Origin of the sequence: Phenylobacterium sp. NIBR 498073, from assembly GCF_027286305.1 — a bacterium.
Lineage (GTDB): Bacteria > Pseudomonadota > Alphaproteobacteria > Caulobacterales > Caulobacteraceae > Phenylobacterium.
Map to the genome: position 1 here is coordinate 742,309 of NZ_CP114599.1, position 19,641 is coordinate 761,949.

18 protein-coding genes are annotated in these 19,641 nt (G+C 68.5%); 13 read left to right on the forward strand and 5 right to left on the reverse strand.

All coding sequences use genetic code 11. The features are described 5' to 3' along the window. The first annotated feature begins 124 nt into the window (after window positions 1–124). The 3 genes from O4N75_RS03790 to O4N75_RS03800 all read left to right on the forward strand — a co-directional run bounded on the left by O4N75_RS03790 (window position 125) and on the right by O4N75_RS03800 (window position 2,908). Entirely contained in the window at window positions 125–1,300 is a 1,176-nt protein-coding gene (locus tag O4N75_RS03790) for an acetyl-CoA C-acetyltransferase (protein ID WP_269628037.1), read from the forward strand. Between the two features lie 59 nt (window positions 1,301–1,359). Then, window positions 1,360–2,085: a beta-ketoacyl-ACP reductase gene (locus tag O4N75_RS03795; protein ID WP_269628038.1), complete on the forward strand. Its 726-nt coding sequence runs from the start codon at window positions 1,360–1,362 to the stop codon at window positions 2,083–2,085. Window positions 2,086–2,182: 97 nt separating this feature from the next. Next, window positions 2,183–2,908 carry a DUF4908 domain-containing protein gene (locus O4N75_RS03800; RefSeq protein ID WP_269628039.1) on the forward strand — a complete coding sequence of 242 codons (726 nt, stop codon included), beginning with the start codon at window positions 2,183–2,185 and terminating at the stop codon, window positions 2,906–2,908. Between the two features lie 59 nt (window positions 2,909–2,967). On the opposite strand, the gene O4N75_RS03805 is transcribed toward O4N75_RS03800, so the two are convergent. Next, complete coding sequence (locus tag O4N75_RS03805) at window positions 2,968–3,291, reverse strand: UrcA family protein (RefSeq protein ID WP_269628040.1); 324 nt, start codon at window positions 3,289–3,291, stop codon at window positions 2,968–2,970. Between the two features lie 263 nt (window positions 3,292–3,554). On the opposite strand from O4N75_RS03805, the gene O4N75_RS03810 reads away from it, so the two are divergent. From O4N75_RS03810 to O4N75_RS03840, 7 genes are all read left to right on the forward strand, one after another. Continuing rightward, window positions 3,555–4,022, forward strand: coding sequence for a (2Fe-2S)-binding protein (locus tag O4N75_RS03810; RefSeq protein ID WP_269628041.1), 468 nt, complete (start codon window positions 3,555–3,557; stop codon window positions 4,020–4,022). 2 nt (window positions 4,023–4,024) lie between these two features. Next, entirely contained in the window at window positions 4,025–6,205 is a 2,181-nt protein-coding gene (locus tag O4N75_RS03815) for a xanthine dehydrogenase family protein molybdopterin-binding subunit (RefSeq protein ID WP_269628042.1), read from the forward strand. An 81-nt stretch (window positions 6,206–6,286) separates the two neighbouring features. After that, window positions 6,287–7,504, forward strand: a complete 1,218-nt coding sequence (locus tag O4N75_RS03820) for a TetR/AcrR family transcriptional regulator (protein ID WP_269628043.1) — start codon at window positions 6,287–6,289, stop codon at window positions 7,502–7,504. Window positions 7,505–7,593: 89 nt separating this feature from the next. After that, entirely contained in the window at window positions 7,594–10,926 is a 3,333-nt protein-coding gene (locus tag O4N75_RS03825; protein ID WP_269628044.1) for a carboxyl transferase domain-containing protein, read from the forward strand. A gap of 411 nt (window positions 10,927–11,337) precedes the next feature. Beyond that, window positions 11,338–11,607: a hypothetical protein gene (locus tag O4N75_RS03830; RefSeq protein WP_269628045.1), complete on the forward strand. Its 270-nt coding sequence runs from the start codon at window positions 11,338–11,340 to the stop codon at window positions 11,605–11,607. Between the two features lie 189 nt (window positions 11,608–11,796). Beyond that, window positions 11,797–12,153 carry a hypothetical protein gene (locus tag O4N75_RS03835; protein WP_267232049.1) on the forward strand — a complete coding sequence of 119 codons (357 nt, stop codon included), beginning with the start codon at window positions 11,797–11,799 and terminating at the stop codon, window positions 12,151–12,153. 46 nt (window positions 12,154–12,199) lie between these two features. Further along, on the forward strand, window positions 12,200–12,628 hold the full coding sequence (locus tag O4N75_RS03840) for a hypothetical protein (RefSeq protein ID WP_267232048.1): 429 nt from the start codon (window positions 12,200–12,202) through the stop codon (window positions 12,626–12,628). On the opposite strand, the gene O4N75_RS03845 is transcribed toward O4N75_RS03840, so the two are convergent. The 3 genes from O4N75_RS03845 to O4N75_RS03855 all read right to left on the reverse strand — a co-directional run bounded on the left by O4N75_RS03845 (window position 12,625) and on the right by O4N75_RS03855 (window position 16,247). Then, a complete protein-coding gene (locus O4N75_RS03845; RefSeq protein WP_269628046.1) occupies window positions 12,625–13,977 on the reverse strand; it encodes a VWA domain-containing protein in 1,353 nt (450 codons plus the stop codon). The two genes, O4N75_RS03840 and O4N75_RS03845, sit on opposite strands and share 4 nt — an antisense overlap. Before the next feature lie 5 nt (window positions 13,978–13,982). Then, complete coding sequence (locus O4N75_RS03850; RefSeq protein WP_269628047.1) at window positions 13,983–14,945, reverse strand: MoxR family ATPase; 963 nt, start codon at window positions 14,943–14,945, stop codon at window positions 13,983–13,985. 219 nt (window positions 14,946–15,164) lie between these two features. Further along, window positions 15,165–16,247: a hypothetical protein gene (locus O4N75_RS03855; protein WP_269628048.1), complete on the reverse strand. Its 1,083-nt coding sequence runs from the start codon at window positions 16,245–16,247 to the stop codon at window positions 15,165–15,167. Between the two features lie 183 nt (window positions 16,248–16,430). On the opposite strand from O4N75_RS03855, the gene O4N75_RS03860 reads away from it, so the two are divergent. The 3 genes from O4N75_RS03860 to O4N75_RS03870 are packed head-to-tail and all read left to right on the forward strand — an operon-like array spanning window position 16,431 to window position 19,149. Then, window positions 16,431–17,705, forward strand: coding sequence for a cytochrome P450 (locus O4N75_RS03860; RefSeq protein WP_269628049.1), 1,275 nt, complete (start codon window positions 16,431–16,433; stop codon window positions 17,703–17,705). An 8-nt stretch (window positions 17,706–17,713) separates the two neighbouring features. Continuing rightward, window positions 17,714–18,733 (forward strand): phosphotransferase family protein, encoded by a 1,020-nt coding sequence (locus O4N75_RS03865; protein WP_269628050.1) that lies wholly within the window; start codon window positions 17,714–17,716, stop codon window positions 18,731–18,733. Then, window positions 18,730–19,149 carry a hypothetical protein gene (locus tag O4N75_RS03870; RefSeq protein WP_269628051.1) on the forward strand — a complete coding sequence of 140 codons (420 nt, stop codon included), beginning with the start codon at window positions 18,730–18,732 and terminating at the stop codon, window positions 19,147–19,149. Before O4N75_RS03865 ends, O4N75_RS03870 begins: the two co-directional genes overlap by 4 nt. A gap of 39 nt (window positions 19,150–19,188) precedes the next feature. Here O4N75_RS03870 and O4N75_RS03875 read toward each other — a convergent pair whose 3' ends face one another. Beyond that, window positions 19,189–19,617 carry a DUF1810 domain-containing protein gene (locus O4N75_RS03875; protein WP_269628052.1) on the reverse strand — a complete coding sequence of 143 codons (429 nt, stop codon included), beginning with the start codon at window positions 19,615–19,617 and terminating at the stop codon, window positions 19,189–19,191. Between the last annotated feature and the right edge of the window lie 24 nt (window positions 19,618–19,641).

The following is a 19,641-nucleotide window of genomic DNA, read 5'->3' on the forward strand; positions in this document are numbered from 1 at the left end:
GTATCGCGGATGCGAGCGCCTTCCGAAAGTGATCGACCCGATTAGGCGAGTCGGTTTGCGCCCTTGCCCAAGCTCCGCCCTTTATCGATAGATGAAAACCTCAAATGAGCTGAGGAGCCCTCCCATGAGCGACGTCGTCATCGTCTCGGCCGTCCGCACACCCGTCGGATCGTTCAATGGAGCGCTGTCCAGCCTCCCCGCCCATGAGCTCGGCAAGGTGGCGATCACCGCCGCGGTCGAGCGGGCTGGCATCGCCTCGGGCGACGTCGGCGAAGTGATCATGGGCCAGGTGCTGCAGGCCGGCGCCGGCCAGGGCCCGGCCCGTCAGGCGGCGGTCAACGCCGGCATTCCGGTCGAGAGCCCGGCCTGGAGCCTCAACCAACTGTGCGGTTCGGGCCTGCGCGCGGTGGCGCTTGGCGCCCAGCAGATCGCCGACGGTTCGGCCGCCATCGTCATCGCCGGCGGCCAGGAGAGCATGAGCCAGGCCCCGCACGCCCAACAGCTGCGTTCCGGCCAGAAGATGGGCGACCTGGCCTTGGTCGACACCATGATCAAGGACGGGCTGTGGGACGCCTTCCACGGCTACCACATGGGCCAGACGGCCGAGAACATCGCCGCCCGCTGGCAGATCACCCGCGAGGAGCAGGACAAGTTCGCCGTCGCCAGCCAGAACAAGGCCGAGGCCGCCCAGAAGGCCGGCAAGTTCGCTGACGAGATCGCGCCGGTGACCATCAAGGGCCGCAAGGGCGACACCATCGTCGATCAGGACGAGTACATCCGCCACGGCGCGACGCTGGACAGCGTGTCGGGTCTGCGCCCGGCCTTCGCCAAGGACGGCTCGGTCACCGCCGCCAACGCCTCGGGCCTCAATGACGGCGCCGCCGCGCTGGTGCTGATGAGCGCCGACGAGGCCGCCAAGCGCGGCTTGAAGCCGCTGGCGCGCATCGCTTCCTGGGCCAATGCCGGGGTCGAGCCGGAAATCATGGGCACAGGCCCGATCCCGGCCAGCCGCAAGGCGCTGGAAAAGGCGGGCTGGAGCGTCGCCGACCTAGACCTGGTCGAATCGAACGAGGCTTTCGCCGCCCAGTCGATCTGCGTGGTGCGGGACCTGGGCCTCGATCCGGCCAAGGTGAACGTGAACGGCGGCGCGATCGCCATCGGCCACCCGATCGGCGCCTCGGGCGCCCGCATTCTCACCACCCTTGTGCACGAAATGAAACGTTCGGGCGCCAAGAAGGGGTTGGCGACGCTCTGCGTCGGCGGCGGCATGGGCGTTGCCATGTGCGTTGAGTCAGTCTGACGTTCCTGGAGCGCCGGACCAACCGGCGCCCGGTTGTTTAAGCGAGGGAGGCGAGCTCGATGGGCAGAGTTGCGTTCGTGACGGGTGGGACCCGGGGTATCGGCCGGGCGATCGTGGAGCGGTTAAAGAACGACGGGTTCGAGGTCGCCGCCGGCTATTCCGGCAATGAGGCGGCGGCCCAGGCCTGCGCATCCGAGCTTGGCGTGATGGTCGTCAAGGGCAATGTCGGCCAGTTCGAGGATTGCGGTCGGGCGGTCGAGGCGGTGACCGCCGAGCTCGGCCCGATCGAAGTGCTGGTCAACAACGCCGGCATCACCCGCGACGGCGTGTTCCACAAGATGACCGCCGAGCAGTGGTCGGAAGTCATCCGCGTCAACATGGATTCGGTCTTCAACATGACCCGGCACGTGATCGAGGGCATGCGCGATCGCGGCTGGGGCCGGGTCATCAACATCTCGTCGATCAACGGCCAGAAGGGCCAGATGGGTCAGACCAACTATTCGGCGGCCAAGGCCGGGGTGATCGGCTTCACCAAGGCGCTCGCGCTGGAGAACGCGCGCAAGGGCGTCACGGTCAACTGCATCGCGCCTGGCTACATCGACACCGAGATGGTGCAGGCCGTGCCCGAGAACGTCCTCGCCTCGATCATCGGCCAGATCCCGGTCGGCCGCCTGGGCAAGGGCGAAGAGATCGCCGACATGGTCGCTTTCCTGGCCGGCGAGCATGCGGGCTACGTCACCGGGTCGACTTTGTCGCTGAACGGTGGCCAGTACATGGCCGGCTAAGCTTGGCGCGCGTCCAAAAAGCGCCCCAGTCAAAGGGCATCTGCCTAGCTCGATGGTGAGCGAAAGACCGGCGTCAGCGTACCTAGGGCTTATCGCCGTGGCGTTCGCCGCGGCGATGAACCTTGGCTGGGCGGCGGTCGCGCACGCCGGACCGCAGACCCTGCGCGAGGGCCTGTTCGGCGATCGCCCGGCGCCTGGCCGCCAGGCCAGCCCGCCAGTCGCCCGCTATGTCAGCGAGGACGGCGACGGCTTCGTCCTCGATCGCAGCCAGCCGCGCGTCTACATGAAGTTCGACGACAGCCCCGAAATCTGGGCGCTGCGGCCGCATCCGGCCCCGCGCGGCGACGTGATCTACAAGAACGATCTGGGCGAGCCGATGTTGCGCGCGACGCGACTGGGCGGCCTGACCCTGTTCACCGCCGATCGTCCCGGCGGCTCGCCCGCCGCCCTGGCCGGGGCCGGCGGCGCCCTGCGGCTGGCGCCGCTCAGTCCGCAGGCGCTGCTTGAGCGGCTGGCCCAGGCCAGCGCCCGGGCCACGCGCGCGGCCCGCCGGCTGATTCCCTTCGAGGCAGACGCCTCGCCGGCCTCCTCGGCGGTGGTCGCCGACGCCGCCGCCGTGACGGCCGAGGCCGTCGTGCGCATCTCGCGCCGGCCGGACGGCCGCAGCCTCCTGTCGCGGGTCAAGAAGGTGAAGCTGGTCGAGGGGCGTCGGCCCTCGGCGATCCTGTACGGCGAAGAAATGCGCATCACCGTGACGCCGGCCGACGGGCTCTATGGCCGCCCGTCGTCGGACCGCATCATGCAGGCGGCGGGTTCCCGCTAACACCGAACATGCAAAGGCCCGCCACAAGGGCGGGCCCTACTCGCGCGGCCTTCGGGGGACTAGCGCTGCGCGAGTTCCTGGGGCTTGCCGGCCAGGGCCTGGCGCACCGCCAGCTTGTCCTGGATTTCGGCGCGGGCGCCCTGCAGGCAGGCGTGATGCGCCGCCAGGGTGATGCGGCCGGCCGAGGCGGCGCTGCAGTAGTCGGCGGCGGCCTTCGCCACCCGATGCTCCAGGATGTGCGCGTCGCGGGCCGAGCCGACATTGATGTCCGAAACCTTCACGGCGACCGGGGCGGCCTGCGCGCCGGTGGCCAGGGCCAGGATAGGAACGGCGGCCAGGGCGATGGTCGCGACGCCGGCCAGAGCGGTGCTGAACTTGGTCATCTGAACTCTCCCAATTCGTGGCGCCTGTCTGGGTCGCCGATGAGCAATGGGTAGTCCAAGGTCGGCCGAGAGGTCGTTTTAATCTGGAGTAATGACGAAGGTTTAAGAAAGTTACCGAACGTACATGTGCGACGTTACTTGATGTCTATGCTTGGTGCGTCCGGCCGCGCCGCGCGCCATTCGTCGCCCATCAGATTTACTCCGCTTGCGGTGCGGCCATACCAGCCCTTAGGATTTCGCAAGAAACAGGGAGGGCGGCTTTCATGGCCTTCAAGCTCAATGTGAATGGCAAGGTGCTGTCGGCGGACGTCGACGGCGACACGCCTCTTCTCTGGGTGCTCCGCGACACCCTCGGCATACTCGGTCCCAAGTACGGTTGCGGCGTCGCCCAGTGCGGGGCCTGCACGGTCCATATCGACGGCGCGCCGATGCGTTCGTGCACGATCCCGGTCGAGGGGCTCGGGCAATCGAAGATCGTCACCATCGAGGGCGTCGGCGCCAGCGCCGTCGGCCAGAAGGTGCAGGCCGCCTGGAGCGAACTGGACGTCGCCCAATGCGGGTACTGCCAAGCCGGCCAGATCATGTCGGCGAGCGCGCTGCTGGCCGAGAAGCCGAAGCCGACCGACGCCGACATCGACGAGGCGATGGCGGGGAACATCTGCCGCTGCGCGACCTACACGCGCATCCGCGCGGCCATCAAGCTGGCCTCCGGCCAGAAGACGGAGGCCTGACCATGGCGGACGGATCCCAGCTTGCTTCGGCCAATCGCCGCGACGTCCTGGCCGGCGCGGGCCTGGTGCTGTCATTCGCGGTCGCGGGCAAGGCCGGCGCCGCCGAGGCCGCCCAGGGCGGCGGCAAGCTCAACGCCTATGTGCGCGTGGCCCCCGACAACAGCGTGACCATCGTCTCCAAGAACCCGGAGATCGGCCAGGGCATCAAGACCATGCTGCCGATGCTGATCGCCGAGGAACTCGACGTCGACTGGAGCCAGGTCCGCACCGAGCAGGCGATGAACGACTTCGCCACCTACGGTCGCCAGTTCGCCGGCGGCAGCATGGCCACGCCCCTGCACTGGGACGAGTTGCGCCGGGTCGGCGCGGCGGCGCGGATGATGCTGGTGGCGGCCGCGGCGCAGGGCTGGGGCGTGCCGGCCACCGAGTGCACGACCGCCGGCGGCGTCGTCCATCACGCCGCCTCCAAGCGCAAGGCGACCTATGGCTCGCTGGCGACCAAGGCCGCGCAAGTCACGGTGCCGGACCTGAAGACCGTGCCGCTGAAGGACCCCAAGGACTACAAGATCATCGGCAAGCCGCTGCGCCAGGTCGACACCGACGCGATCGTCACCGGCAAGCCGCTTTTCGGCATCGACGTGGTCGTCCCCGGGATGCTCTACGCCACCTACGAGAAGGCGCCGGTGTTCGGGGCCAAGGTCGCCGGCGCGGATCTCGCCGCGGCCAAGGGCGTCAAGGGCGTGCGGGAGGCCTTCGTGGTCGAGGGCGGGACTGCGCTCGACGGCCTGCTGCCCGGCGTGGCGGTGGTGGCCGACAGCTGGTGGGCGGCGCGCAAGGGCCGCGACAAGCTGAACACCCGGTGGGAGCAGCATCCGACCTCGGCGCAGTCGTCGGCCGGTTTCTCGGCCCAGGCGGCGGAGCTGGCCAAGGGCGCGCCCGGCAAGACCGAGCGCAATGACGGCGACGTCGAGGCGGCCCTGAAGGGCGCGGCCAAGACGGTGGAGGCGGCCTACGCCTACCCGTTCATCTCGCACGCCAACCTCGAGCCGCAGAACTGCACGGCCCACTTCAAGGACGGCAAGGTCGAAATCTGGGCGCCGACCCAGAACCCCGAGCCGGGCCGCCAGCTGGTCGCCAAGACCCTCGGCGTCGCCCCCGAGGCGGTGACCATCCACATGATCCGCTGCGGCGGCGGCTTCGGCCGGCGGCTGATGAACGACTACATGGTCGAGGCCGCCTGGATCTCCAAGCAGGCCGGCGCGCCGGTGAAGCTGCTCTGGACGCGTGAAGACGACATGCGCCACGACTTCTATCGGCCGGCCGGCTGGCACTTCCTCAAGGGCGCGGTGAACGCGGCCGGCGAGGTGGTGGGCTGGCGCGACCACTTCGTGACCCTCGGCGAAAACGGCGCGGCCGCACGCAGCGCCGGCATGTCGCCGACCGAGTTCCCGGCCCGCTTCGTGCCGAACTTTCGCTATGACCTGTCGATGATCCCGTGCGGCGTGCCGACCGGACCGCTGCGCGCGCCGGGCTCCAACGCCATCGCCTTCGTCGTGCAGTCGTTCATCGACGAACTGGCCCACGCCGCCGGCGCCGATCCTGTCGCGTTCCGACTGAAGCTTCTTGGCGACAAGCCGGTGGTCGGGGAGGCGCCGTCGGGCTACGCGGCCGGCCGCATGGCGGCGGTGGTCAAACTGGCCGCCGAGAAGGCGGGCTGGGGACGGACGCTGCCCAAGGGCTCGGGCCTGGGGATCGCCTTCCACTACAGCCACCTGGGCTACTTCGCCGAAGTGGTCGAGGCGGCGGTGGCTCCGGACGGCGCGATCAAGGTCGTCAAGGTCTGGGTCGCCGCCGACGTCGGACGGCAGATCATCAATCCGTTCGGCGCCCTGAACCAGATCGAGGGATCGGTGCTGGACGGCCTGTCGGGCGCGCTGCACCAGTCCATCACCATCGAGAACGGGGCGGCGGTCGAGAGCAACTTCACCGACTACCCGCTGATGCGCATCAACGAGGCGCCGCCGATCGAGACGCACTTCATCAAGTCGGACAATTCGCCGACCGGGCTGGGCGAACCGGCGCTGCCGCCGATTGTCCCGGCCTTGTGCAACGCGATCTTCGCCGCCACCGGAAAACGCATTCGTCAGCTTCCGATCGATACGGCCATGCTCAAGAGTGGCTAAGCGCGTTCAGGTCGGCCATCATGTGTTCGGGAGGACGCGGCGGGGCTGATCCGTCGTCGTCTAGATAACAAGAACGCATCGATGACGACGACGACGGTCCGTGTACCGACCAAGCGCTATGAGCAGCGCAAGAACGCTATTGTTGGCTCGGCCGTGGAGGTGCTAAACCGCCGCGGCGTGCGGGGGATGACGCTGGCCGACGTGGCCGCGCGGCTCGATCTCGTGCCGACCGGGGTGATCTACTACTTCAAGAACAAGGAAGACCTGGCCGCGGCCTGCTTCCTGCGCGGCATCGACCGCTACAACGGCCTCATCGCCCAGGCCGAGGGCGGCCCGGACGTGCGCGCGCGGGTGAAGCAGTTTCTCGACGCTTATTTCGAGTACCGCGCCCGGATGCTGGCGGGGGAGGTCGAGCCCCTCACGGCTTTCAACGACGTGCGGGCCCTGAACAGCGCGCCGGTCAACGCCGCCTATGTCGACATGTTCCGCCGCATCCGCACGCTGCTGTCGGGGCCCGAGACCCGCGGGCTGTCGAGGCCGGCGCTGGGGGCCCGGGCGCTGCTGCTGATCTCGGAGGTGTTCTGGGCGCCGGTCTGGCTGCATCGCAACGACGTCGAAGACTTCGGCCGGGTGTCGCAGCGGGTTTGGGCGATCACCGTGGACGGGCTCGCCGCGCCGGGCGCGGACTGGGCCCCGATCTCATTGCCGACCCTGATCCCCAAGGCGGGCGGCGAGGCGTCCAGCGAACTCTTCCTGCGCGCGGCCACCCAGCTGATCAACGAGGAGGGCTATGTCGGCGCCTCGGTCGAAAAGATCAGCGCCCGGCTCAACGTCACCAAGGGCGCCTTCTACCACCACCACGAGACCAAGGACGAGCTGGTGGTGGCCTGCTTCGAGCGGACCTTCGACGTCATGCGCCGGGCCATCCGCCAGGCCGAGGCGGTGTCGAGCTGCGGGCTGCAGACCCTGGCGACCATCGCCACGGCCCTGGTCGAGTACCAGCTCAACGGCAATTCGCCGCTGCTGCGCGCTTCGGCCCTGACGTCAGCACCAGAAGCTATTCAGCCGCAGCTGGTGGCCCGCTTCGACCGGATGTCGGACCGTTTCGCCTCGCTGATCTCCGACGGCATCGCCGACGGCTCGGTGCGGCCGGTGGACGTCAATATCGGCGCCCAGATGCTGACGGCGATGATCAACGCGGCGGCCGAGCTGCACCATTGGACGCCAGGCGTGACCCCGCAGGCCGCGGCCGCGCTCTATGTGCGGCCGTTCTTCGAAGGACTCGCTCCCAAGGCGTAGACGGCCCCCGCGGCGCCCGGGCAAAGTGGGCGAAAGGCCCGAGAGCCGCCAAGGCTCTCGATCCAGGAAGCCGAGCGGGGAAACGCCACGTGAAGAAGCTGCTGATCGCCAACCGCGGCGAGATCGCCATTCGTATCGCCCGCACCGCCGCGGACATGGGGATCGAGACGCTGGCGGTCTATTCGAGCGACGATGCGGCTTCGCTGCATACTCGGGTGGCGGACGCCGCTCACGCCCTGACCGGGGCCGGCCCGGCCGCCTATCTCGACGGCGCCCAGATCCTCGCCGCGGCCCAGGCGTACGGCTGCGACGCGGTCCACCCCGGCTATGGCTTCCTCTCCGAGAACGCGGCCTTCGCGCGCGCCTCCACCCAGGCGGGCGTCGCCTTCGTCGGACCCTCGCCCGAGACCCTGGAGCTGTTCGGCGACAAGGGCGCGGCCCGCAGCCTGGCCGATCGCTGTGACGTGCCGATCCTGGCTGGGACCCATGGCGGAGTGACCCTGGCCGAAGCGCGGGTGTTCCTGGAAGCCCTGGGGCCGGGCGGCGCGGTGATGGTCAAGGCCGTCGCCGGCGGCGGCGGGCGCGGCATGCGGCCGGTACGGTCGGCGGGCGAACTGACCGAGGCCTTCGAGCGCTGCGCCTCCGAGGCGCAGGCGGCCTTCGGCGACGGGGCGCTCTATGTCGAAGAGTTCCTGCCCCGCGCCCGTCACGTCGAGGTCCAGATCGTCGGCGACGGCCAGGTCGTCTCGCACCTGTGGGATCGCGAATGCAGCCTGCAGCGCCAGCGGCAGAAGGTGGTCGAGATCGCGCCGGCGGCGAGCCTGCCGATGGAAATCCGCGAGCGGCTGTTCGAGGCCGCGGTCGCCCTCGGCGGGGCCGCGCACTACCGAAGCCTGGGCACGATCGAGTTCCTTGTCGACGCCGAGCGCGTCGTGTTCATCGAGGCCAATCCGCGCCTGCAGGTCGAGCACACGGTCACCGAGGAGGTGACCGGGCTTGATCTCGTCCGCCTGCAGATCGAACTGGCCCGCGGCCGCTCGCTGGCCGAGCTCGGTTTGGTGCAGGCCGAGGTTCCCCGCCCGCGGGGCGTCGCTCTGCAGGCGCGGGTCAATCTGGAGACCATGACCGCCGACGGCGCGGCCAAGCCGTCCGGCGGGGTGCTGTCGGCGTACGAGCCGCCGTCGGGTCCGGGCGTGCGTGTCGACGGCTTCGGCTATGGCGGCTACCGCACCGGAACCCGGTTCGACTCCCTGCTGGCCAAGCTGATCGTTCATGCGCCGGACCTGCCGGCCGCGACGGCCAAGGCGCGGCGGGCGCTCTCGGAGTTCAAGATCGTCGGCGCGGCGACCAACATCGAGTTCCTGCAAGGCCTGCTGGCCCATCCGGCGGTGGTGGGCGGCGAGGTTCACACCCGGCTGATCGAGGAGCGGATGGAGGAACTGGCGCAGGCGCCGGCGGCTCCGCGCCACTACTTCGAGACCGCGGCGGCGAGCGGGTCCAAGCGGGCCGGGGCGCAGGTCGACGCCGCCGACCCGTTGGCCGTGCTGCATCATGGCAAGGCGCAGGCCGAGGCGCAGGACGAGCCCGAGGAATTGGACGGCCCGGAAGGCACGCGGCCGGTGCGCGCGCCGCTGCAAGGCACGGTGATTGGTCTGATGGTCCAGGTCGGCGACGAGGTGCGCGAGGGCCAGCCTCTGTTCGTCATGGAAGCCATGAAGATGGAGCACGTGATCGCCGCGGACGTCTCCGGCGTCGTGCGGCTGGTGGCGGTGGGCGAGGGCGACACGGTCTTCGAAGACCACGCCCTGGCCTTCATCGAGCCCGCCGAGGTGGCCGGCAGCGCCGTCATCGGCGAGGAAGCGATCGATCTCGACCACATCCGCCCGGACCTGGCCGAGGTGCTGGAGCGCCACCGGCTGACCCTCGATGAGGCGCGGCCGGACGCTGTCGCCCGGCGTCGCAAGACCGGTCAGCGCACGACCCGGGAGAACATCGACGACCTTTGCGATCCGGGCAGCTTCACTGAGTACGGCGCGCTCACCGTCGCGGCCCGGCGACGCCGCAACACGGTCGATGAACTCATCGCCCAGACCCCGGCCGACGGCATGGTGATGGGGCTGGGGGCGGTTAATGGCGACCGCTTCGCCGAGGACAAGGCCCGCGTGGCGGTGATGGCCTATGACTACACCGTGCTGGCCGGCACCCAGGGCTCGCACAATCACGACAAACTCGACCGGATGAGCGAGATCGCGGCGCGCTGGCGGTTGCCGACGGTGTTCTTCACCGAGGGCGGCGGCGGGCGGCCCGGCGACACCGAAGGCGGCGGCTTCGTCCGCGGATTCGAGTTCTGGGGCCGGCTGTCGGGCGCTGTGCCGCTGGTCGGGATATCGTCCGGGCGCTGCTTCGCCGGCAATGCGGCGATCCTCGGCTGCTGCGACGTGATCATCGCCACCAAGGATTCGGCGCTCGGCATGGGCGGGCCGGCCATGGTCGAGGGCGGCGGGCTCGGCGTGTTCCGCCCCGAGGAAATCGGGCCGATCAAGGTCATGCAGGCCAACGGCACCATCGACGTACTGGCCGACGACGAAGCCCATGCCGTGAAGCTCGCCAAGCAGTACCTATCCTACTTCCAGGGACCGGTGGTCGACTGGACCTGCGCCGACCAGCGGCTGTTGCGGCGGGCGATCCCCGAGAACCGGCTGCGGGTCTACGACATCCGCAAGGTCATCGAGCTGATCGCCGACGAGGGCTCGGTGCTGGAGCTGCGCCCGAAGTTCGGCCTGGCCATGGTCACCGCTTTCATTCGCATCGAAGGGCGACCGGTCGGCGTGTTCGCCAACAATCCGCAGCACATCGGCGGCGCCATAGACTCCGACGCCTCGGACAAGGCGGCGCGCTTCATGCAGCTTTGCGAGGCCTTCGATATCCCGTTGCTGTCGCTCTCCGACACCCCCGGCAACATGGTCGGGCCGGAGGCCGAGAAGACCGGCCTGATCCGCCATTGCTCGCGGCTGTTCGTGATCGGGGCGAACCTGACCGTGCCGCTGTTCTCGGTGATCCTGCGCAAGAGCTACGGGCTGGGCGCCATCGCCATGACCGGAGGCAGCTATCAGGCCTCGATGTTCAGCGTCTCCTGGCCGACCGGCGAGTTCGGCGGCATGGGGCTGGAGGGCTCGGTGAAGCTCGGTTACCGCAACGAGCTGGCCGCCATCGAGGACCCGACGGCCCGCAAGGCGAAGTTCGATGAAATGGTCGCCGCCGCCTATGCCCGCGGCAAGGCGCTGTCCCAGGCCATGGGGCCGGCGCTCGACGACGTGATCGACCCAGCTGACACCCGCCGCTGGGTGCTGGCGGGGCTGAAGGCGCAGCCGCCGGCGCCGGTCCGCACCGAGAAGAAGCTGCGCTGGATCGACAGCTGGTGACCGGGCGATGCACAGGGGTGTGACCGACCGCGCCTTGCTTCGTCATCGACGTTAAGCAAGTTTACGCCCGCTAGGCCTCGCGGTGCGCGGTCGCCTCGAAGGCGACGCGTCCGGCGAGGGTCGGGGGACGCGTAATGGATAGGCTGGCCACGCTCACGCCACGCGAGCGGCAGTGCCTGATGGGGGTGGCCCGCCACCTCCAGTCGAAGGAGATCGCGCGCGAGCTCGGGCTCGAGGCGCGCACGGTCGACAAGCATATCGAACGGGCGATGAAGAAGCTGGGCGTGGCCAACCGGCGCGACGCTGCGCGCCTGCTCGCCGGCGAGGTACGTGATGACTACGTAGGGGCGCCGCTCCCCCTGGCCGCCGACGTCGAGGAGATGCTGACCTCCTTGGCGAAAGGAGGCGCACATGCCCCACACGGCGAGACGGCTGCCACAGACCACCTGGGGCGACCTGGAAGCGATCTTCGACAGCCTGGCCAGCACGGGTCAGCAGAAGGAGACGGTGCATCACCTGTTGCAGGTGACGCGCGAGATGAGCCCGTATCTCACGAAGCTCGATCTGCTGCGCGAGATTATCTGCGTCGCGCTCGTCTTGTTGCCCGCCGAGGCGCAGCCCCCCCAGTCGTGGAGGTGGCTGGCGCAGGGACCGCCCGGACCCCCTGGCGACGACTCCTGAGCGCCATGTTGTTCACCCTAGTCGCAGGGGCCCTGCTGATCGGCGGCTTGGCCATCGCCATCCAGCTCGGCCACCTCATGCAGACGCTCGACGTCTGGCTTGCCCGCGGCTGATCGGCCCTCCGCCGACACCGCTCCTCATCGCAGCAACACACCACGTCCCGCGCCTTGCGCGGAGGAAGGACACCTCATGCAACGTCGTGAACTGGCTCAGGCTATCGCCACCTCGCTCTTCGAGACCGAGGCCGCCCTGGACGCCGCCCTCGAGAAAGCCGCCCTGCTGATCGCCCAGACCAGCGCCCTGCGCCGCGAGCACAACTATTCGGCGGTCCTCGGCCACGAGGCCGTTGCGGCTCTGACGCGGACCATCGACGCCCTGGGCGAGGCGCGCGGCCACACGATGTCGGCCCATGCCGCTTTCGAGAAGGCTTCGCCCCAGCTCGGCGTCAAGCCGGCCACCCTGCATGGCACCGGCGTCGAGAAGCCGCCGACCGGCGCCTCGGAAGCCGAGGGGCCGATCCTGCGCGCGGTCCGCAGCGCGGCTTGACGCGATGCCCGCACCGCTTTCCCTTCCGGGGATGAGCTGGTTTGAGATGTTCGACGCGCCTGTGCAGCTGACCGGCGCCGTCGCCACCGCGACGGTCACGCTGCTGGCGCTCTGGAAGGGCGGGGTTCCCGAGCGGATCGCCGCCCTCGTCAGTCTCGCCGCCTTTTTCCTCAGCCCGCTGGCCCAGCAGCTAGGCGGCCTGCCGCAACCGCTCTGGGGTGTGGCGGCGGTGGATGCGACGGTGCTCGGCGTCGTGACGCTGCTGATCTGGTTTTACGACCGCCAGTGGCTGATCGGGGCCTGGGCGGCCGAGGCGCTGACCTTGATGTGCCACGCCGCCAAGCTGGCCGACGTCACCCTGCTGGCGCGCGGCTACGTCGCCAGCCTCTACATCCTCTATTTCGGCTTCCTGGCCTCGCTGGCCTGGGGTGCGTTCGAGGCCAGCGCCCGCCGCGCCCGCGCCGCCGGGACCTAGTGCGGGACGTAGGTCCGCAGTACGTCCTCGATGATCCGTTCCAGTTGGCCCAGGGTGTTGCAGGTCTTCGCCACGTGGCAGAAGCGCTCGTAGCGGTACATGACGCTGTCGCCCTGGGTCCAATAGCTCTCGGGCTCAGGGTTCAGCCAGATGACCGAGCGGGCGCGATTGTGGATCGTGGCCATCAGGTCGAGCCGCGGATCGGCATAATTCGACCGCCCGTCGCCCAGGAAGATGACAGTGGTGTGCCGGTCGACGTGATCGAGGTGGTTCTCGCAGAAGTCCTCCAGCGACTTGCCGTAGTCGGTCTGCTGGAAGCCGATCTTGCGCAGCACCTGGAAGATCGCCCCGTCGACGTGCTCGTCGTCGAGGATGTCGTTGACGCTGATCAGCCGGCCTGAGAACGCGTAGGCCTCCATCCGGTCGACCACCTCGTTCAGCGAATAGAGGAACGTCAGCAGGAACTGGGCCGCAGCCGCCACCGACTTCGACACGTCGCAGATGCAGACGATCGACGGCTTGTCGATCTTCTCGGTCTTCCAGACGATCTCGAACGGCATGCCGCCATAGGGCATCGATTTGCGCAGCGTGCGGCGGATGTCCATGTGCCCCTTGCGGGCGCGGTTGCGGCGGCGCGAATAGCGGTCGGCCAGCCGCTTGGCCATCTTCTTGACCAGGGCCTGCATCATCGCCTGGTCGACCGGATCGATGCCGCCCTCGGCGTTCAGCGCCTTGCGGGCCAGCATCTCCTCGCGGAGCATCTTGCCCGAGCCTGAGGCGTAGAGCTCGTGCTGGCGCTCGACATAGCGCTGGGCTTCCTGGGCCAGCCGGCGCTTGCCGGCCTCCAGCCGGTCGGCGGCGTCGCCGCCGCCTTCCAGCTTTCGGGCGTTGGCGATGATGCTCTCGATCTCGGCCAGTCCCATCTCTTCGAGCAGTCGCCGGGTCAGGCGAGAGCGCTGGGTGGTCAGGCGGATCTGCGAGACCTGCGCGCGTTGGGCGGCCTCTTCCATCGCCTGGGCAAGCCCCGAGGCGTCGCCCTCCAGCAGCATGCGGGCGAGCTCCGACTCCTCAGCGCCTTCCGGCAGGCCTTCCATCGGATCGCCGTCGCCCTGCGGCGGCGGCTCGAAGGCCATCTCGTCGCGGCGGAAAAAGGTCTCGAACGTCTCGTCGAACCGGATCACCTCGTCCGAGCTCTTGGCCAGGGTCGCGCACAGCGCGTCTTTGAACAGCTCGCGATCGGCGAATCCGACCTTCTCCACCGTGCGGTGGGCGTCGATGGCCTCGGCAGGCGAGACCTTAACGTCCGCGGCCCGCAGGGCCCGGAAGAAGTCCTCCAGCGCACCCTGCATGGGTCTTACGCCGCCGGACGGCGCAGCAGTTCGGAGATCTGCGGCTCCACCGCGGCGATGTCGGGCTCGAACTTCAGCAGCACGTTCAGCGTGTCGCGGACGATCTCCGGGCTCAGGCTGTCGGCGCCCAGCAGGATGAGCGCGCGGGCCCAGTCGACCGTCTCGGAGATCGACGGCGACTTGCGCAGGTCGAGCGTGCGCAGCGACTGCACGAAGCCGACCAGGCTGGAGGTCAGGGCCTGCTCGATGCCCGGCACGCGGCTGGCGACGATCTTCCGTTCCAGGTCGGCGTCGGGCAGCGGGATGTGCAGGTGCAGGCAGCGGCGCTTCAGCGCGTCGCCCAGGTCGCGGATGTTGTTCGAGGTCAGGAACACCAGCGGCGGGGTCTTGGCCTCGATGACGCCCAGCTCCGGGATGGAGACCTGATAGGCCGACAGCACCTCCAGCAGGAAGGCCTCGAACGCTTCGTCCGACTTGTCGATTTCGTCGATCAGCAGCACGCAGCCGTCGTCTTCCTTCAGCGCCTTCATCAGCGGGCGCGGTTCCAGGAAGGGCTCGGAGAAGAACAGGTCGCCGATGCCGTGCAGCCGCTCCATGGCCGCGTCCATGTCCTGGGCGTCGGAGAGCGCCGCGCCCATCCGGTCCTTCAGGATCTGGGTGTAGAGCAGCTGCTTGCCGTACTTCCACTCATACAGCGCCTTGGACTCGTCCAGGCCCTCGTAGCACTGCATGCGGATCAGGGGCTGGCCGAGCAGCTTGGCGGTCGACAGCGCCAGTTCGGTCTTGCCCACCCCGGCCGAGCCTTCGACCAGGATCGGCTTCTGCAGGTGGATGGCCATGTAGAGGGCCGTGGCGATGCGACGCGAGGCGATGTAGCCGACGCTGGCCAGGCCTTCGATCAGGGCGTCCACGGACGACAGCACGTCCGGCTGCGCGGCCTTAATCGCCGCGGGAGAGGTAGCGCTCAAAGTCTCAAACTTTCAAAAGTCGCGCGAAATGGCGCCTGGCTATCTTCAATGACCGCGAGTGTGCAGGGGCGAGGCCCCGCACGCAAGCGCTGGTTCAAACGGGCGTTGGGAGGCCCGCCATCAGGTGTCATCCCGGGGAGCATCACCCTCACTATCCGGTGTTCATGGGGCCCGGTCTTGCTTCGCAAACCGGGATGACACCTTGAGCTGGGGAGGACGCTACACCCCGTACGGCCGATACGGCCCGGCGATCAGCTGCTCGAACACGCCCATGCCCTTGACCGGCGCCTCGCCCGGCAGGGTCAGGGTGACGTGGCTGAGCGCCTGGATGTGGACGTTCTCAGGCGCAGCCATGTCGATGGCGTTGAGGTCTATGTCCTCGCGCTCGACCACCAGGTCGCCCTTGTAGCCCCCGTGGCGCCAGGCCGGCGCGCCATAGCCGATGCCGCGCATCAGGAAGGTCAGGAACGGCTCGAAGCGAATGGCGGCCGAGCCCTGGGCCAGCGGCACGTTCAGCGTGCCGGTCCTGGCGTGGCGGGTGCCGGCGATCAGCGACACCTCGTCCATGCTCGCGCCTTCGCTTTCGTAGAAGGCCTCGGGGCCCGCGCCGTCCGCGGCGATCACCGCCCGGGTGTTCCAGGGGCGGCCGTCCGGGTCGGCGTTGACGTGGAAGAAGATGCTGCGATCAGCGAAATTCAGCGGCGTCCACTGCCAGAAGAAGCCGCCGACGGTCATCGGGACAGGCGGCTGCGGGTCGGGGGCGCCGATCGGACGGATGCCCCAGGAGCGGTCGCGGGTGCCGACCGTTCCGGCCGCCAGCTGCTTGCGCACGCCGTCGACCTCGATCCAGCCGGTGCAGCGCACGTTCTGGGTCAGGCGGGTATAGTCCATGAAGGCGCGCGGCCCGATCCGGCGCATGAACCGCGGCTCCTCGATCGGGAAGCTGCGGCCTTCGAAGACGATCTCGGCGGCGAAGCCGTTCGACGGCGCCACCGTGACCTTCAGCTTCTGCAGCGGCTCGATCACCTCGATGGAGATCGGCCCGCATGAAAGGTCCAGCCGCTCCATGTTCATCACCTTGGAGGCGTGCAGGCAGTGCTCGACCCCGTCGCGGATCACCGAGAAGTGGGCGTCGGCGATGTTGAGCTGCGGATAGACGCCGAAGGCGATGGCGAAGAACTCGGTCCCGTCGGGCTGATAGCCGTTGAAGAAATAGCGATCGTAGAAATTCCGGTCCGTGCCCGCGTAGGCGATCGGCTCGGGCGTCTGGTGGATCGGAAAATCGTCGGCCTTGGTCAGCATGCGGGGCGTCCTCCCAGACGGCTTGGAACTGTCGGCGATCTTGTCTTTGTCGATTGACGGTATTGCGACGTCGCCGTGTGCGGCATTATCAAGTGAACAAAGAAAACAAAACAAGGGAGGACGCTTTTTGCTGACGCAACGTAAGGTTACGTGGCGTGAACTGGCAACGAGCGCTCAGGAGAGATGAGCACAAGCATCGCGCGCATACCCGACGAATACGCGGCCAATCTGGTCGATCCCAAAGCCTATACAGACGGGCGTATCTACGAGACCTATGCTTGGCTTCGCGCTAACAACCCCTTCGGGCTAGCCGAAATCGAAGGTTTCGACCCGTTCTGGGTGGCGACGAAGCATGCCGACATCCTGGAGATCAGCCGTCAGAACGCGCTGTTTCACAGCGGCGACAAGGCGACCGTCATCACCAACAAGGCCGCCGACACCGCCGTACGCGCCATGATGGGCGGCAGCCCGCACCTGGTCCGCAGCCTGGTGCAGATGGACGCCCCAGATCACCCGAAATATCGCGCCCTGACCCAGTCCTGGTTCATGCCGACCAACATCAAGGGCCTGGAAGATCGTATCCGCGGCATTGCGCGCAAGGCGGTGGACCGGATGGCGGCGACCGGCGGCGAGTGCGATTTCGTTCGTGACGTCGCCCTGGGCTACCCGCTGCACGTGATCATGGAGATCCTGGGCGTCCCGGAAGAGGACGAGGGCCGGATGCTGACCCTGACCCAGGAGCTGTTCGGCGCCACCGACCCCGAGCTCGCCCGCGAAGGCGCGCCCGACATCTCCAAGATGCTGACCGAAGGCGTGGTGGCGGATTTCTACGCCTACTTCGCCAAGATGTCGGCCGATCGCCGGGCCAATCCTAAGGACGACGTCGCCTCGGTGATCGCCAACTCGCAGATCGACGGCCAGCCGATCTCAGAGCTGGAGGCGATGAGCTATTACATGATCGTCGCCACCGCCGGGCATGACACCACATCGTCCTCGACCGCCGGGGCGCTGTGGGGCCTGGCCGCCAATCCGGGCGAGTTCGCCAAGGTCAAGGCCGACCCCTCGCTGATCCCGAGCCTGGTGGACGAGAGCATCCGCTGGATCACGCCGGTGAAGACCTTCATGCGCTCGGCCACCGAGGCGACCGAATTCGCCGGCCGCCAGCTGGCCAAGGACGACTGGATGATGCTCTGCTACGCCTCGGGCAATCGCGACGAGGAGGTCTTCGACGACCCCGCGGCGTTCAAGATCGACCGCAAGCCCAACAAGCATCTGGCCTTCGGCTACGGCGCGCACCTGTGCCTGGGCCAGCATCTGGCCAAGATGGAGATGCGCATCCTCTGGGAGGAGCTGCTGCCACGCATCCAGAGCCTGGAGCTGGCCGAGGAGCCCAAGCTGAGCCAGGCGACCTTCGTCAGCGGGCCCAAGACCCTGCCTGTCCGTTTCTCGATGCATTGAGTTTGAGTATGGCGTTGGAACCACGTCTGGCCGCCTACATCGCCGCACGCATGCCCGGCGCGCGCGACGTGGCGGTGCAAGATCTGTCGCGTATCTCGGGCGGCGCTTCGCGCGAGACCTATCGTTTTCGGTTGCTGTGGAACGAGGACGGCGCAGCGCGCGAGCGCAAGCTGATCCTGCGGCGCGATCCGCCGGCCTCGCTGATCGAGACCGAGCGTCGCATCGAGTTCGAGGCCTACCGCGCCTTCCACGGCAGCGCCGTGCCGGTGCCGGAGATGCTGTGGCTGGAGGAAGAGGACGCCGCCCTCGACCACCCGTTCTTCATCGCCGAGGAGATCGCCGGCTTCCAGGCCGGCCCGGCGGCGCTGTTCGGGCCGCCCTATGCAGCGACCCTCGGCCAGCTGGGCCAGCGCAAGTGGACGATCCTCGGCGAGATCGCCAAGGCCGATCCGGCGGCGCTGGGCCTCACGGAGGTGATGGCTCCGGTGGCGCCGGACGCCTGCTGGGACCGCGAGCTCAGCTATTGGGAGGGCCTGCTCGATCGCGACGAGCCCGAGCCGCTGCCGATCACCCGGGCGGCGATCCGCTGGCTGCGGGCCAATCCGCCGCCGCCAGCCCAGAAGCTGTCGGTGGTGCACGGCGACTACCGGACCGGCAATTTCCTCTATGACGAGGCTGGCGGCATCCACGGCATCCTCGATTGGGAAATGTGCCACCTTGGCGACCCGCTGGAGGACCTCGGCTGGAGCTTCAATCCGGTCTGGTCGTTCGGCCAGGGCAAGCCCGGCGGCCTGCTGCCGCGCGAGGAGGCCATCGCCGTCTGGGAACGCGCCAGCGGCCTGACGGCCGATCCCGCCGCCCTGCACTGGTGGGAGCTGTTCAACTGCGTGAAGGGGCAGGCGATCTGGATCTCGTCGGCCCGCGTCTGGATCAACGGCGGCAACCGCGAGCCGATCATGGTCTATCCGCCCTGGCTGCTGCAGAACGCCCAGGACCGCGCCACCCTGCAAGTGATGGGACGCCTATGAACCCGACCGTTCCCGCCGTTCTGGCCGAGCTGGCCGGGCTGTGCATGCGCAACGCCATGCCCGACGTCCACCCCGCCGACCGGGCCAGTTCGCTCGGCCTGTCAGCCGCGCTGCTGGGCGTCGCCGCCGAGGTCTGGGACGGCTCGGCCGCTCGGCTGGTGGCCGAGAACCGTGCGATCCGCCCGCTGCTGGCCAGGGCCGGGGAGGCGGGGCTCGACTTCGCCGAGCTGGCGTCCGGCGCGGACGAGGACCTGCGCCTCTCGGCGCTCAAGGCCGACAACGACGCCCTGCGCGCGGCCCTGATCCAGTTGCACGCAGCGGCCGAGGCCAAGGGCGCGCGGCAGCTGGAGACTGTGGTCTGGTCCGAATTGGTCGCCTCGACCGAGCGCCGCAAGCTGGCCTCGTCGCCGGTGTAGCAGTCACCAATTGCTCCCCCTCTGGGGGAGGAACCAACGTCATTTCAGCCTCTCCAGGATCTCCAGCGTCCGCGTATCGCGCTCGCCGCCGAAGAACCGAGCGAGCGCCGTGCGGAACGGCTGCTCCTCTGGGGCGAGCGCGTTGAACAGCGTCATGCAGGAGCGGAACTTCAGGTCGTCGGGCGGGCCGAAGACCTCGCGCGCCGACCCAGGCGCCTCGCACGCCAGTTCGGTCAGGTCACGCAGCCGAGAGCCCAGCACCGGATGGTCGAGGTAGGCGGCGGCCTCGGCCGGCGAGCCGATGGCGTAGAGTTGGGCCATTGTGCTCGATCCCAGGCCGGCGATCTGCGGGAATACGAACCACATCCAATGGGATTGCTTGCGCCCGGCGGCCAGTTCGGCCCGGGCGGCGGCGATCACGCCGGCCTGGGCTTCGAGGAAACGCGTGAGTTCGAAGGGATCGGACATCGAAGTTTCCCTTAGCGTCAGGAT

Excerpts from the sequence above, each read along its gene's own strand:
- O4N75_RS03790 (WP_269628037.1), top strand. The coding sequence starts at position 125 with ATGAGCGACGTCGTCATCGTCTCGGCCGTCCGCACACCCGTCGGATCG.
- O4N75_RS03795 (WP_269628038.1), top strand. The coding sequence starts at position 1,360 with ATGGGCAGAGTTGCGTTCGTGACGGGTGGGACCCGGGGTATCGGCCGG.
- O4N75_RS03805 (WP_269628040.1), bottom strand. The coding sequence starts at position 3,291 with ATGACCAAGTTCAGCACCGCTCTGGCCGGCGTCGCGACCATCGCCCTG.
- O4N75_RS03810 (WP_269628041.1), top strand. The coding sequence starts at position 3,555 with ATGGCCTTCAAGCTCAATGTGAATGGCAAGGTGCTGTCGGCGGACGTC.
- O4N75_RS03815 (WP_269628042.1), top strand. The coding sequence starts at position 4,025 with ATGGCGGACGGATCCCAGCTTGCTTCGGCCAATCGCCGCGACGTCCTG.
- O4N75_RS03820 (WP_269628043.1), top strand. The coding sequence starts at position 6,287 with ATGACGACGACGACGGTCCGTGTACCGACCAAGCGCTATGAGCAGCGC.
- O4N75_RS03830 (WP_269628045.1), top strand. The coding sequence starts at position 11,338 with ATGCCCCACACGGCGAGACGGCTGCCACAGACCACCTGGGGCGACCTG.
- O4N75_RS03835 (WP_267232049.1), top strand. The coding sequence starts at position 11,797 with ATGCAACGTCGTGAACTGGCTCAGGCTATCGCCACCTCGCTCTTCGAG.
- O4N75_RS03840 (WP_267232048.1), top strand. The coding sequence starts at position 12,200 with ATGTTCGACGCGCCTGTGCAGCTGACCGGCGCCGTCGCCACCGCGACG.
- O4N75_RS03845 (WP_269628046.1), bottom strand. The coding sequence starts at position 13,977 with ATGCAGGGTGCGCTGGAGGACTTCTTCCGGGCCCTGCGGGCCGCGGAC.
- O4N75_RS03855 (WP_269628048.1), bottom strand. The coding sequence starts at position 16,247 with ATGCTGACCAAGGCCGACGATTTTCCGATCCACCAGACGCCCGAGCCG.
- O4N75_RS03860 (WP_269628049.1), top strand. The coding sequence starts at position 16,431 with ATGAGCACAAGCATCGCGCGCATACCCGACGAATACGCGGCCAATCTG.
- O4N75_RS03865 (WP_269628050.1), top strand. The coding sequence starts at position 17,714 with ATGGCGTTGGAACCACGTCTGGCCGCCTACATCGCCGCACGCATGCCC.
- O4N75_RS03870 (WP_269628051.1), top strand. The coding sequence starts at position 18,730 with ATGAACCCGACCGTTCCCGCCGTTCTGGCCGAGCTGGCCGGGCTGTGC.
- O4N75_RS03875 (WP_269628052.1), bottom strand. The coding sequence starts at position 19,617 with ATGTCCGATCCCTTCGAACTCACGCGTTTCCTCGAAGCCCAGGCCGGC.